This window comes from Bacteroides sp. AF20-13LB (assembly GCF_003603065.1).
In the GTDB taxonomy this organism is placed as follows: Bacteria; Bacteroidota; Bacteroidia; order Bacteroidales; family Bacteroidaceae; genus Bacteroides; species Bacteroides uniformis.
On sequence record NZ_QTMH01000007.1, the window covers coordinates 201,979 to 214,758 of the forward strand.

Genomic DNA, 12,780 nt, shown 5'->3' on the forward strand with positions numbered 1-12,780 from the left:
GACCACCGGGAGCGGATTGCCTCCACTCTTCGGGAGTGGAGCGAGGTTTTCGGGATGCCCGAAAGATAACCTCGCTAACTCCCAAAACTGAAGTTTTGTCCGTTACCCCCTCAGGGCGGCTACTGACTGTCTGAATACTGTAATGACTGGAGTCAGTAAGCAAGTCAGTCATTCTGGAAAATGTCACAACTTTCTCCACTGTTCGAAGTCTTCCGAGTAGATCTCGAGATGCTGCCGGGCGATGTTTTCAAGCAGTCCTGAAACGCTCATTTTACGTCCTCCCAACCTGCGGACAAATTCGTCCAGCCTGTCACGTACCTCGCCGCTAACAAACACGGGCTTGCGGTCTTCGATTCTCGGGACCTGAAGAAAGGCTTTCCGGTATTCGTCCAGAGAAAGTTTCCTTTGCCTGTTGCTTATACGACGTTGAGATACGGGAACGGCTTCCTCTTTTACGGTTGACAGTTCCTGGTTCTCGGATGTGGTGTCGGTCAGTTCTACCGTCCCTTCTGACTTCTCTTTTCCAATATCATTCAAGGATGATTCCTTGGCAGTCTCAATGCTGCAATCTGACGGGAGTATGAGTGACATATCCGTACCTGTCATAGCCTCCCATTCTTCTTTGGTCAATTTCTTTTTTGTTACCATACATTTTTGATTTTAATCGGTTTACTCACTGGTCTCGGTGCGCACCTTGACTCGATGTCGTGAGCAAAGGAAATGTGTATAGTGAACATAATCAAGCAAATGGAGATACTGCGGCAATTATGTTACCCTATGCACAATATAGATTGGGCGGTCGGTGCAGCCTGCCGTGATTTGCCGGAGTGATTTCTCCATGCCGGATTATTCAAGCGGATTCCGTTTATAAAGAAGGCTCATTGTATGCAGTTGATATGTAACATGATGTCATTCCTGGCAACGCATCGTCACCGGTCTGAAAATCCATTGTAATGTGATTCCTACTGCTTTTATTTGCAGTGGAAACAGAAAAAACGGTCATATTTCCTGCTGAAAATAATACGACGAGACATGATGGAATATCGGCTGTAAAAGACCTGTTCTGTTACGGAATTTTGAATATATGTTTAACTAGAAAATAATGAAGACAATGGAAATCATCAGCTTTGAAAAAAGGACTTTCGAGGAGATTGCTGCCAAGCTGGATCGTTTCGTGCAGCGGGTGGAAAGTCTGTGCCGTGAACACGGCGGAAAGGAAACAGGTGAATGGATGGACAACCACGAGGTCTGCCGCAGGTTGCGTATCAGTCCGAGAACCCTGCAGACCTTGAGGGATAACGGGACGCTTGCCTTTACTAAAATCGGAAACAGGACTTACTACCGTCCTGACGATGTAGAGCGAGTGGTCGGGAATGTGGAGGAAAAGCGTAAGGAAGCCCGCTGGAAAGGCAAGACCATTTGAACGAGTTTCAAGAATAATGTATAACCCAATATCAAGAGCATATGAGTAATGAAATCAGAGAAAAGAACCACGAGTGGGTAAAGGCGTTCCACTCGGATTTCGACAGGCTGCTGGTCTTGCTCGAAAAGTTGTTGGAAAAACGGCAACCGTCTGTATATGACGATGAACTGCTGACGGACAAGGAAGTGGCGTACCTGCTGAAAGTGAGCCGGAGAACCTTGCAGGACTACCGCAACAACGGTATTCTTCCTTACACACAGGTAGGCGGCAAGATTCTCTACCGGGCTTCCGACATAGAAAAGACACTGATGAAAGGGTACAAGGAAGCGTACAGATACAAAAGGAGCTAATAACCCAAGCGTCCCCGCAAAGAACACGCAAAGATTTTGATTTTTCTGGAGGGAGCGCAGTTGACCGCCTGCCCATTTTATTTGTGTTTCTAAAAAATAGCCTTTCCAAATGATAAAATAACAGCATATAGAATTAGGCTCTATTTGAACCAATCTATATGCTGTTTTGTCTTTTTCTTCTGACTTTTCCGTCAGTCGCTTGTTTCCGCTGCCGTCGGCGTACATTGTACAGACGTGAAAGGGAAAAGGTTTTCGGGCTGAATACGCTCTGAAAGAGGAAGATTCTGCCCGAAACGGCAAAGCCGCCAGACCTTTTCGCTTTCAATAGAGTCTGTACTAACTTCTATGGACGGCGAGGAAATGGGCGACTTAACGGATTACTTATTTTCCCATAGCCTTGCATTTACTTTTTATACAGTATTGCTTTTCTCTAGTTTGTTACTTATTTTTTTCTAGCAAATTCTGTAAACAACAAAAACACCCACACAAATATTACAAAATTAATTAGCTGCAATTACATTACTTGATAATAGTCAACGGATGGCTAATCCTAAGTGCATCCATTAAACACTGATGCCATATATCGTTTTTACTACAAATTAATTCTCTTTGAATTAATGACACACAAGTCTCTGGAGTTACTGACGAGAACATTATAGATAACATATTTGTAGCACCTATGATTTTTGAAGGTTCAATTACTCCTTGAATCAAGCTCTTAGCCGCATCTATACCACTTACAATAGATTCAGGGTTATATTTTATATTTTTCAAACATGTTTGATAATTATTCGGATTATTGTTAGACATTAAATCATACTGAGATCGAATGTATTCGGATAGTATAGGATAACCGACATTTCCACACTCAAGCATAAACTGCCCCCATGCATTTGCATTCTCTATCCCCATCAATGTCAGCCACTGATATACAGAAAGTGTTGGAAATAGATTTAGGAAAAGTTTTTGAAAACACCAATCTTCCGTAAGCAACAACATCCCTTTGCGTGTAAGTAGCAAACTTTCCACTTCCACTCTCCATAACTGACTGTCATTTTGTGAAAAATCCATATTAATGATTTCCTCTACAGTCTCAATGCAACAATTTGCTCCAATCCATCTTTCAAGCGACTTTAACTTATTCCACAGAATAGTTTTATCTTTATCAATCACATCATAGCCAATTTTGTCAACAATATGTTTAGATATAAATTTAGGCATTCCTTTTTCTTCGTTGAGAAGTTGCTCCTTTATTAGTAGAGTTATAGATTTAGGCAAGAAAAATTTTTTCTCATACTTAAGCCCATATCTACGGTCAAATTCATAGAGCAATATCAAAGAAGTTATATCCAATACTATTTCTTTTTGCTTCCACTCTTCATGTTTTCCAAAAAAATGTTTAAAAAAATCAACAGGTATAGAGCAAACCATAAATTGTTGCCCAAATAACTTTTCGTATGTATCTGATATACATTCATGATCATTGATAAAATTAAAAAGAGACATCTCTCCATTTTGATATTGAGCAAGCAAAGCATTTTCCTTTGCAATAGTATCATCTGTTTTTCCCGCCATTTTACGAAGGGAGCCAATCGGATCATTTGTAAAATCAAAATCATCCATAGAAAACATCTTAATATTTCGACTTCCTTGGTTTTCAGCAACGTCCTTTAAAATATCACGTAATAATTTAAAGTATTTTGTATGTATTGCTTGAACTTCAACTAAGACAGGCTCTTTAATGATAATCTCTTTTTTATCACCAGTTTTACATCCTATTAATTCTTCATAAACAGATCCTTTAGACACAACGCACTCTTTTGTTTTACCTTCATAGAATATAGTCACAAAATCTCCACATTCAATAGAATCCTTCTCTTTTGAAATTAACTTATTAACGTCAGGATTTATATGCATAGTGAACAAGAAATCTTTAAGACTTTGGTCTTGAGTTCGATTTATCTGGTCATACAATAAGTCAAGAGCAAAGAGAGTTTCATTGATGGCATGATAAACATTAAATAAGATTTCAGTTGCCTGAGTGGAAAGGACTGTATTTACAAACTTATTCTTATGTTCTATTATTTCACTTTCGTGTCCTTCACATCGATATAATGACAGAATGTGGTTCACCCATACATTTATGTCATTCGGAATTTGTTTGATTAATTCTGATGTTATTGAAAGACTATTTTCATTATCTCCTATTTGGTTAGATATATTCAATTCAAGATACAACATATTTGGGTCCGTCTGACCTGCCTTACGTAATTCGAATAGCAAATGATACAATTTTTGGCTATATGATTTATCATATTGATAGAATTCTATCAAAAGATGTGTTCGAATATCAAGGACTTTGTGGTTGGAAACAGACTCAAGAATTTCAATAGCATCAGAAAGATTTCCTTTGTCTTTTAATATAATAGCCATATAGGGTACAACAGAATAAGGAAAATCATTTTTATGCTGTAAAATAAAATCTATGTCAACGTTATTGCTGTCATTTTTAAAGTCTAATAACAAAGCGAAAGCAGTTTTAGTAATCTCGCTTTCAAAATGTAGATTGCAAACATATTCTTTTACTGAATCATATAAGTTATATACAATTGTAAAAAAACAGTGAGCAAAGTGATCTGGAATTAAGACTTTACTCTCGGAAGCACATTTTAGTATCTCAATACACTCTGGCAAATCGTTATGATTTATTGCAAGAAGAAACCTCATATTCAAGATTGAAACAAGATTGTCTCCCGCATACTGGCCAAGCAATTCTTTAGCCTTATTATATTGTCCTGCATCATTGAGTAAAATAGCATATGTAAGATTGTATATTTCTTCCATGTCTTTTGATGGTTTGAAACCTGTAAATGCAGCAAGCCAAGATTTATCTTGATTACCGAAATATCCAGTTACAGCATGTAGAAATACAGTATCGGGAAGGGGATTATCAATTTCAGTTTTTCTCAGTTCTATCAAAAACTTATCTAAAAGATTATAGAGTTTCTCACATTGAGGCGTATACATTTCTTTTATATTCTTCTGAATCATAAAAGACTGACAGAAAAGAGTTGTTGCAACAGACAAATCCATTATCCATAGTGCAAAGTTATCTATAGTAATAGAATCAAGCGAATGGTATCGGTAACAGGCAATATCAACTCCTAAATCATTATTCTTTCCTCCTCCGAACATGATACAAGTAGCTAATGTATGTTCTAAGTCAATGTATTCAGGCATCGTTTTGATTGCGTCGGATAAATTGTCCGCTTGCATTAATTCAGATACATATCCCCAATAATTGTGAGGAGCAACACTTCTCAATTCTTTTGAGTATGTATCAGCCTGAGCATAATCACGCGAACGACAGGCTTCATAAATGACTCCAGTGAGAATCTGTTCATCACTTTTTTCTGCCTTTTTCATCAAATTATATGCACGTTCATGATACGATTTACTATCACCACCCTTTGCAAAGCGGGCACACTCTCCTTGTAAATATAAGATGGTTGCTTGTAGAGAATAGTCTTCTTGATGATTCTTCACTTCATCCCAAATTGTATCTAGATATTCACTGGCTGTTTTCACTTTTAGTGAATTTATACTCTCTTTTAATTTGGGTAATAAGGTCTTAATAGACGATGATGTACTTTCTAACTTTAAAAGAATCTCAGTCAACTTTTCATCCATATTCCTGTCATTGGAAAGGAGCTGTTCATTCTGCTGTTCAATATTTTTTGTACGATGCAATATTTTTTTTATCGCTTCGGCAACATCATCACTCCGATATCGCCAAAAATAAAATATCACAACCAAACTATTGATTGTTAAAAATATATAAGAGGAAGTACTTCCAAAAGAATCCCATTGAAATTCAAGAAATAATTTTCCAAAGTTATTCTGTTTGTCGTACTCTAATCCCGCACGAATAATAGGATAAGCTAACGAAATTCCACCATAAAGGAAGCACGAAGTTTTCAAATACAACATAACTACCTTTGTTGGTGTACCTTTACAAAAATAATCTGTCACTTTCAATGTGATAGTTCGAAGTAAATCCTGCCAAAAAGACACATCCTTGTTTCGATGTCTATACCGAAGGATAAGAATGATGATAAATAATATTACAATCCAAATAAATGTCATACAAACTTTTCAATAAAATAATTATATGAATGATTATACAAAAGTAATAAAAGCCTAGTAAACTCAGCCTTATCACAGCAATAGCTTTGCATATATTTGATATATTAAGAATATTTGTGATACTAGTCTGTGTAATTTTATAACAACTATTTTGCAAACTAATTATATGTCTTAATGTTATAAAGACTATATATGCGGATAGTGGAATTTAGTGTATAATATTATTTTCATAAAGTTACCTCAGCCATAGAACTTTGTATCATTGACATAAAAGAGAACAAAAGCTCAACCTTTTCAAGTTTAAGTTTAAAAGGAATACGTACTAGCTCTTATAGACAATAAAGGACTTAAGTTACAATAAGTTAATACCAAATAGAAATATCAAGGATTCTTAAAAAATCACTATATTTGTTCAGGTAATAGAAATCTTAAGTAGATAAAAATGATTAAAGATATAATTAATAAGATTATTCAAGATTTGGGAGATGACAGGCCTATCAAAGGGATATTGCTAAAAGCTCAAATTGTTGCATCTCAATTAAATAATAAAGAGTTTGAAGAGTGGATAAAAAGTGAGCAAAATGGATATTCCGATGCTAAAAATCTTCCAGATTATAGAGTTTTAGGAGCTATAGTTAAAGCTAACGTATTTCAGCCTTATATTGGATTATACCAAAACTGTACAATCCCTCCTGGAATATTTGAAAATGAAATTATTAATGATTGTATGAGCCATGCACGCATTATTAATTCTCTATCAGAAATAGAAAATATTTGTAGTTCAAATAAAAATGGCCATGTATCAATTAATTCTCCAGTTATTGCATATCCCGAAGTTGAGAAATATGTAAGAGGAAATGTAGATAAAGTTTGGCAAGAAATTCCTGTATCTTCTTTAGCTAATATTGTGGATACTTTCAAATCAAAACTGTTATCTTTTTTTCTTGATCTTGATAAAAAAATTGATGCAGGTGTCGATTTCTCTAAAATAGAAGGACAAAATGAAATAAAAAATATCATGAACAATTATTATATAAACTCGGTAGTTGCGAATACAGGGGACGGGACTGTAAATACAGGAGATATTTCTAAAAATAACAGTGTGTTATGCATATCTGATCCTGATCAACAAAAACAAATTAAAGAATTAGTATCAGAACTTATAAAAGCGACAAAAGACATTGATAATGAGGATTTAAAGATGGCAGTTGAAACCATCTCAGAAGAATGTAATAAACCATCTTGGGCTAAAAAGACATTGAGAATAGCATTTAATGCAATACAAGGAATTGCAACAGGTATTGCCGCCAATCAATTAACGCCAATTATTACAAAGGCATTGGCTCTATTGGCATAAACATACAAAACATGTGCTATTTATTCGAAATCATATAAGTTAAATATAAGACAAGAGCTCCCAGACTATAAGTAAATCTCAACTTACTGGCAGCTCTTGTATATTTAGAGTCAGATTTCCCCAATTTCTCATTTCAAATAAGAATCTAGGTAAAAATCTCTTTTACATTATAAACCTCCAAGCGATGAAGATTTATTAAATATACGTTTTCTTCTCTTCATTAGCTTATCCATATCCTCCGAAATCTTATCATCTGTAACTTTTGCGTATCCTTGTGTCGTTCTGATATTTGTATGTCCCATCATCTTTGATATGCTTTCCATAGGAACTCCGGCAGAGACCATCATAGTACCAAAAGTGTGACGACTTTGATGGTATGACAAGTTATGCTTGAACTGAAGTGAAAATCCCAATTCATGTATCTCAAACCAAATCATGCTCCGTATGGGTAACGGGAAAATGGGCTTACTGTCATCTGTCGTATTATACAAGGAAATTATCTGCTCCGCTACCGGGTGCAATGGTATAAATGACTCAACACTTGTTTTCTTGCGGTATGTTCTGATATATTTCCGTCCTTCCGCAGTTGTACCTATATGATGCGGATAGAGATTGCGCACATCAACGTAAGCCAAACCGCAAAAACATGAAAATATAAAGGTTCTTCTTGCAAGTTCCTGTAGTGGATCCGGTTTTGGATGGCTCATTATCTCCTGAAGCTGGTCCTTGCTTATATACATGAGCTTTGTAGGTGCCTTCTTTCCATATTTTATATCATCCAAAGGATTATATCTCAAAATTCCGTTATCCACGGCAAGATAAACCAGACGTTTCAGCCAGCAAAGACAATGGTTACGGTATGATGGCTTATGAGGGTAATTTGTTTTCAGATACAAAATGAAATTGATACCAAACTCTTCGGTTATATCTGTAAAAAGCATGTCCTCCTTGCCCAGAGAACGGATGTATTCACCCAGATAGTAATGATACATTTTTGATTGCCGGTAACTGGAAGTTGAATCTATTTGAATGGAACGAATTTTCAGATTTTCCCGTTCCACCTCTCCTGCCTGTAATATGTATTTCGGGATGTCGACTGCTCCGGTCATGGCTGTTTTCAACAACACTGCACTGATGACACCATTTATTTTCAACAGTTCAGCATAAGTTTCATCTATTCGTTTTTTATACTCGCAAAGCATCCCGTTCAGTCTGTTGTTCTTGACTTCTCCTTTTTTGCTGTTCCACTCTTCCGGTTGGCAATACAACCCGGTCGATAATACAACAGCATTTCCGTCTATTGTAATACGACACATGATTGATGTAGTCCCGTCTGACTTGACTTTACTGCGGTTTATATAATACAGTTGCTTATATGTACTTCTCATGATTCTTTCATTCTTGATTTATAATACCAGTTTCATATCACTCGTTGCCTCGATGAATTTGTCCATATCCTCGAAAAGTTTTTTAGGAGTTACCCTTGCATAAAGCTGGGTCGTTGTCAGATTGGTATGACCAAGCATTTTGCTGATTGTTTCAATAGGAACACCAGCTTCAAGGGTTATCAGACTTCCGAAGGTATGCCTTCCCATATGATAGACCAAATCACAGCTTATGCCAGCCAGGTCCCGTAAACCTTTCATGTGACGTCTCATATTGGGATGGTGTATCATCGGGAAAAGCTCTTTCCTGTCATCCGAACGATATTTTTCTATTAGAGCGATAGCCTCCGGCAGCAATTTGACGCGGGCCAGATATTCATTCTTCTTTCTCAGATACTTTAACCATAAGTCGCCTTTATCGTCCTTGTATATATTATCTCTAGTGATTGAAACTGCATCCGCATACGGAACTCCTGTATAACAGGCAAAGAGAAATAAATCCCTGGCTATATTATGAGTGATTCTTTCCGGTGGTATTACGACATCACGGATCTTCTCAAAATCCTCACGACTCAAAGCCCGTGGTGGTTTCCGGTTCTCTTGGGGTAGTTTGAAATTCACAAAATAACGCTTCTCCGCATGTCCTTCCTTGAATGCCATCCGGCAGATTTTCTTCAGGATTGCCAGATAATGTCTTGCTGTATCTACCGCAAGTCCTTTGTCCTTCAGTATATAATCCTGAAACTCCCATGGGATGTGTTCATTCAACTGTCCAAAAGCAACATCACTTGTCTTGAATCGTTTTTGAATAAATTCGCCAAGATACCTGCGGGTGTAAATGTATGTTGACATGGAGCTTTTAGCTACATCAATACCGATTCTTGAGCGCATATCCTCGATATGCATATCAAGCCGTTTCAAAAGAGTAATCTGAGTTTCTACACTTCCCTGCAAAAGCTCTTTGACAGCAGTTGCGTCAAAATCAATCTTACGTTCAACAAGTGAATCAAATGCAGAATTGACCGAAAGCAAGAGCCGGTCAATTTTTGCATTAACATCAACGGCTTCTTTACTCTTTCCATTCAGTCGGCTCTCTCTTGGATTCCATAACTCCGGAGTACATGACAGCTTACAACTGAATTGCGCCATCGTGTTGTTTACCGTTATTCGCCCCATTATCGGAGCCTTTCCAAATTTGTCAAGACCGCTCTTTTTCAGGTAGAGCAGCACCTTGAATTTTTCTACTTTCATACGCTTATTTTTTTAATGGCAAAATTACCTATTTTATAAGCGTCCTTTGATATGCAAAATGCTGACATACAGTGAATAATAGGCTCTGTGACAGTTTCTTCACTGTTCAGCCTGTTACCTATTCGGTTCAGGTAACTAGGCAGCTAACATTCTGGTAACTGAACACCTGCAATAACCTGTCCATTTTTGCTTTCCATTATTTCAGCAAAAAACAGAACTTTTTCTCATATTCAACCAATTACGTTTTCCTTTCTTATCTCTTCATCTGCTTGCTTCTTGTATTCTGTTCCATAGAAGGAGACATACCTTTGCAGTTTTGGCTATATTGAAAGGCATGCCGTTAGAAACTTTGCAAAAAGTATTAGGACACAAATCGATTCTTTCCACACAAGTCTATGCTGAACTGATCAATCCGAAGGTTGGGGAAGATACGGATAGGATGTGCGACAAGATTGGTTCCGTGTATCGCTTGGCCAATTAGAATAAGTATGAAAAAACACCCTTCAGCAAATGTTGAAGGGTGTTTTTCGTATTCAGGCAGGTTGCTTATTTCAAGTAACGCCTGAAATCTTTATAGTTCTTTTTTAGTACCTCGTATAGCCCGCTTTCCGGATAGAGCAGTTTACCCCCGACAGAGGTAATTGAGGTATAAGGTATTGCCTTTTCATCCCGTAGTGTTTGTAATGTACGCTTGGAAACATGAAGCATCCGGCATACCTCATCTCCACTCAGATAATGTTCGTCTGCAATCGTCGGACGTATCCGTGCCGCAGCAGCCTCCAGATTTTTTCCTGTCCGTTTGATCCATCCGGTAAGTTCCTTGAACTCTTCCGAATCTTTAGTGATAATGTCTGCCATACTCTTTATTTTCTTTTTTTGATTAGTCCTTCCTCCAGAATTTGCTGGATGTCCACTTCTTTATAAAAGAATTTTCCACCGATATTAGAATAAGGAATCAGCCCGTTATCCCGGTAAGTCTGCAGTGCCCTTTTGGAAATATTGAGAGCCAGGCACACATCCTGCGCATCCAGTCACTTGTCCGGTGTTACGGGGGCTATTTTCTTTTGAAAGTCCATCATTTGCACGGACAGCATACTTAGTTGTTTCTTCAAGTCCTGATAAGCACTTGTTTCGATAATTGTCAGTTCCATGATTTATAAATTAAATTGTGAATAATGAAATTGGGTGCAAGATAAAGGGAATATTACTATAAATCAATCGTTTAGTTTCCAGTGTCGTTAATAGTCATTAATAGTCATTTTTTGTCAGCGTAGCTTTTCTTATACTTTTTATTTAACGGGGGAGTCGTGAAATCCGACATCCCTTATACAAATGGTAACTCTTTCATCTTTTTTCCTTTTTTGCCCTGCCACATTTCTTTATGATATGGATTTCTTCGGAGAAATCAGAAATATGAGTATCTTTGGAACGAAATATAGATTTAAATGGCAGGCAATAGCCTTCCAATTAGATATAGACATAACATTCGCAGAATGTCTCAAGACGGAAATCTGGTAAATGTTATTTTACTTGTATTTATTTTGTTGTACACCAATAAAATAGCAGTCATAGCACCTTGCAAAAGAAACAGAATAGAAACAAAATCGGTATTTTAGGATATTCTTCGGTTTTTACTTTTCACTTGATTTTATTCCTTGCATTTGGTTGCACACAAAGTGTTTCTCAAAGTTACTCTCCCCACGACTTACCCCTTCCTCAAGAATATCGTTTGGCTAGCTATAGAGAATTTTGCAGCCAAAAGAGAAAATAGGCAAATGTACATCTTAAGGGTATACGCTCATTGTTTTTTGCACCACGCAAAAGTAAGTACTTCTATCAAATCATAGGCATATATGAAAAGGCAAATATGCCTACCTATATTTAGTTTACTTTGATTTAGCATATATATAGGCTAATAGACTAAACTAAACTGAATTTTCAATGGATTTCCACATTCTATCCTACACATATGCACAGCCAAAAGAGAAGAAATTTTCACCATGTGTTTTTCTCTTTTCGATGCAATAATATCATAATTTATCGGATAGAAATGAATACAGGTTTGTTTGCCCCATTTTATTCCTTATAAAGTTACTTCTACTGCTTTGTGGAAGGTAATCTAATTAATTCGCAATTAACCGTATCTATTGTTTTTTCTTGGTCAAATTTTACTGCTTTAACCAAATTAGCCCAGTCTCGAAACTTCATTTCAGGACTATCTCCATAATGCGCTTGCACAACTTTTATTGCTTCCAAGGTATGGGGTGTATCTATAGCTAAAAGGGGTCTTAGCTTCTCTAGTAACTTGACATCTGAAATAGTTGTAATCTTACCATTCTCGATAGATGGAGTATGAGTTATCACTTGTGCCTTAGGAGATGAATTTTCGAAAAATGAATCTATATTCTCAAAAAACATCAATAAGTCCTTACGCTTAAAAAAGACTGGTTCATCATCATTTTTCAATCGCTTACGCAATAATTCGCCTGGAGAAACTTCTTCTTGAAAAAATGTTCGTGAATAAAACGACACGCTCTTTCTTTCATTTAATCGTTTTTTAGCAATATGAAAATTCCAACATACTAAAACGTCATTTATTCTATCATAGCCCAAGAAAATGAAAGGATAGGCAGATTCCTTTATTTCTGAGAATTCATCTTTTATTGGTAGTTGAGCTCGTGTCGTATCAGGTCTATCTTTAAAATATGCAGAAGAAAGATTTTTTACATACACATAATATTTCCTCCCTTTTAACGACATTAAAAAGGGTTGTATTCCGCTTATATATTGAAAACTGTCTGCTTTTGCAAGTACATTCAACATTAGCTGAAGCAATGTTTCTGGTAGAACTTTCTCATTCATCATACG

General features: G+C 36.7%; 11 protein-coding genes. 4 read left to right on the forward strand and 7 right to left on the reverse strand.

The genetic code is table 11. The features are described from left to right. Positions 1-183: 183 nt before the first annotated feature. On the reverse strand, positions 184-648 hold the full coding sequence (locus DWX62_RS10080) for a DUF3408 domain-containing protein (RefSeq protein ID WP_120172802.1): 465 nt from the start codon (positions 646-648) through the stop codon (positions 184-186). 454 nt (positions 649-1,102) lie between these two features. Here DWX62_RS10080 and DWX62_RS10085 point away from each other — a divergent pair, with 454 nt between their 5' ends. Next, entirely contained in the window at positions 1,103-1,423 is a 321-nt protein-coding gene (locus DWX62_RS10085) for a helix-turn-helix domain-containing protein (protein WP_120172803.1), read from the forward strand. Between the two features lie 41 nt (positions 1,424-1,464). Continuing rightward, positions 1,465-1,773, forward strand: a complete 309-nt coding sequence (locus tag DWX62_RS10090; protein ID WP_120172804.1) for a helix-turn-helix domain-containing protein — start codon at positions 1,465-1,467, stop codon at positions 1,771-1,773. Positions 1,774-2,292: 519 nt separating this feature from the next. Here DWX62_RS10090 and DWX62_RS10095 read toward each other — a convergent pair. After that, complete coding sequence (locus DWX62_RS10095; protein ID WP_120172805.1) at positions 2,293-5,919, reverse strand: hypothetical protein; 3,627 nt, start codon at positions 5,917-5,919, stop codon at positions 2,293-2,295. Positions 5,920-6,361: 442 nt separating this feature from the next. Between DWX62_RS10095 and DWX62_RS10100 the strand changes: the two genes are divergently transcribed. After that, positions 6,362-7,276 carry a hypothetical protein gene (locus tag DWX62_RS10100; RefSeq protein ID WP_120172806.1) on the forward strand — a complete coding sequence of 305 codons (915 nt, stop codon included), beginning with the start codon at positions 6,362-6,364 and terminating at the stop codon, positions 7,274-7,276. A gap of 167 nt (positions 7,277-7,443) precedes the next feature. On the opposite strand, the gene DWX62_RS10105 is transcribed toward DWX62_RS10100, so the two are convergent. Next, complete coding sequence (locus tag DWX62_RS10105; RefSeq protein ID WP_120172807.1) at positions 7,444-8,664, reverse strand: site-specific integrase; 1,221 nt, start codon at positions 8,662-8,664, stop codon at positions 7,444-7,446. Positions 8,665-8,682: 18 nt separating this feature from the next. After that, positions 8,683-9,912 (reverse strand): site-specific integrase, encoded by a 1,230-nt coding sequence (locus DWX62_RS10110; RefSeq protein ID WP_120172808.1) that lies wholly within the window; start codon positions 9,910-9,912, stop codon positions 8,683-8,685. 226 nt (positions 9,913-10,138) lie between these two features. Between DWX62_RS10110 and DWX62_RS10115 the strand changes: the two genes are divergently transcribed. After that, positions 10,139-10,393 carry a tyrosine-type recombinase/integrase gene (locus DWX62_RS10115; protein WP_279387158.1) on the forward strand — a complete coding sequence of 85 codons (255 nt, stop codon included), beginning with the start codon at positions 10,139-10,141 and terminating at the stop codon, positions 10,391-10,393. Between the two features lie 65 nt (positions 10,394-10,458). Here DWX62_RS10115 and DWX62_RS10120 read toward each other — a convergent pair whose 3' ends face one another. From DWX62_RS10120 to DWX62_RS10135, 3 genes are all read right to left on the reverse strand, one after another. Next, the gene (locus tag DWX62_RS10120; RefSeq protein ID WP_004311879.1) at positions 10,459-10,770 is read right to left on the reverse strand and encodes a helix-turn-helix domain-containing protein; all 312 of its coding nucleotides are present in this window, start codon (positions 10,768-10,770) and stop codon (positions 10,459-10,461) included. 5 nt (positions 10,771-10,775) lie between these two features. Further along, positions 10,776-10,943 (reverse strand): helix-turn-helix domain-containing protein, encoded by a 168-nt coding sequence (locus DWX62_RS10125; protein WP_008771129.1) that lies wholly within the window; start codon positions 10,941-10,943, stop codon positions 10,776-10,778. A gap of 1,066 nt (positions 10,944-12,009) precedes the next feature. Continuing rightward, positions 12,010-12,777: a hypothetical protein gene (locus DWX62_RS10135; protein WP_070750559.1), complete on the reverse strand. Its 768-nt coding sequence runs from the start codon at positions 12,775-12,777 to the stop codon at positions 12,010-12,012. Positions 12,778-12,780 lie beyond the last annotated feature (3 nt).

Bases quoted from the DNA above. Each gene is read 5' to 3' on its own strand.
- DWX62_RS10120 (WP_004311879.1), bottom strand. From the start codon at position 10,770: ATGGCAGACATTATCACTAAAGATTCGGAAGAGTTCAAGGAACTTACC.
- DWX62_RS10080 (WP_120172802.1), bottom strand. From the start codon at position 648: ATGGTAACAAAAAAGAAATTGACCAAAGAAGAATGGGAGGCTATGACA.
- DWX62_RS10110 (WP_120172808.1), bottom strand. From the start codon at position 9,912: ATGAAAGTAGAAAAATTCAAGGTGCTGCTCTACCTGAAAAAGAGCGGT.
- DWX62_RS10085 (WP_120172803.1), top strand. From the start codon at position 1,103: ATGAAGACAATGGAAATCATCAGCTTTGAAAAAAGGACTTTCGAGGAG.
- DWX62_RS10135 (WP_070750559.1), bottom strand. From the start codon at position 12,777: ATGATGAATGAGAAAGTTCTACCAGAAACATTGCTTCAGCTAATGTTG.
- DWX62_RS10095 (WP_120172805.1), bottom strand. From the start codon at position 5,919: ATGACATTTATTTGGATTGTAATATTATTTATCATCATTCTTATCCTT.
- DWX62_RS10100 (WP_120172806.1), top strand. From the start codon at position 6,362: ATGATTAAAGATATAATTAATAAGATTATTCAAGATTTGGGAGATGAC.
- DWX62_RS10105 (WP_120172807.1), bottom strand. From the start codon at position 8,664: ATGAGAAGTACATATAAGCAACTGTATTATATAAACCGCAGTAAAGTC.
- DWX62_RS10090 (WP_120172804.1), top strand. From the start codon at position 1,465: ATGAGTAATGAAATCAGAGAAAAGAACCACGAGTGGGTAAAGGCGTTC.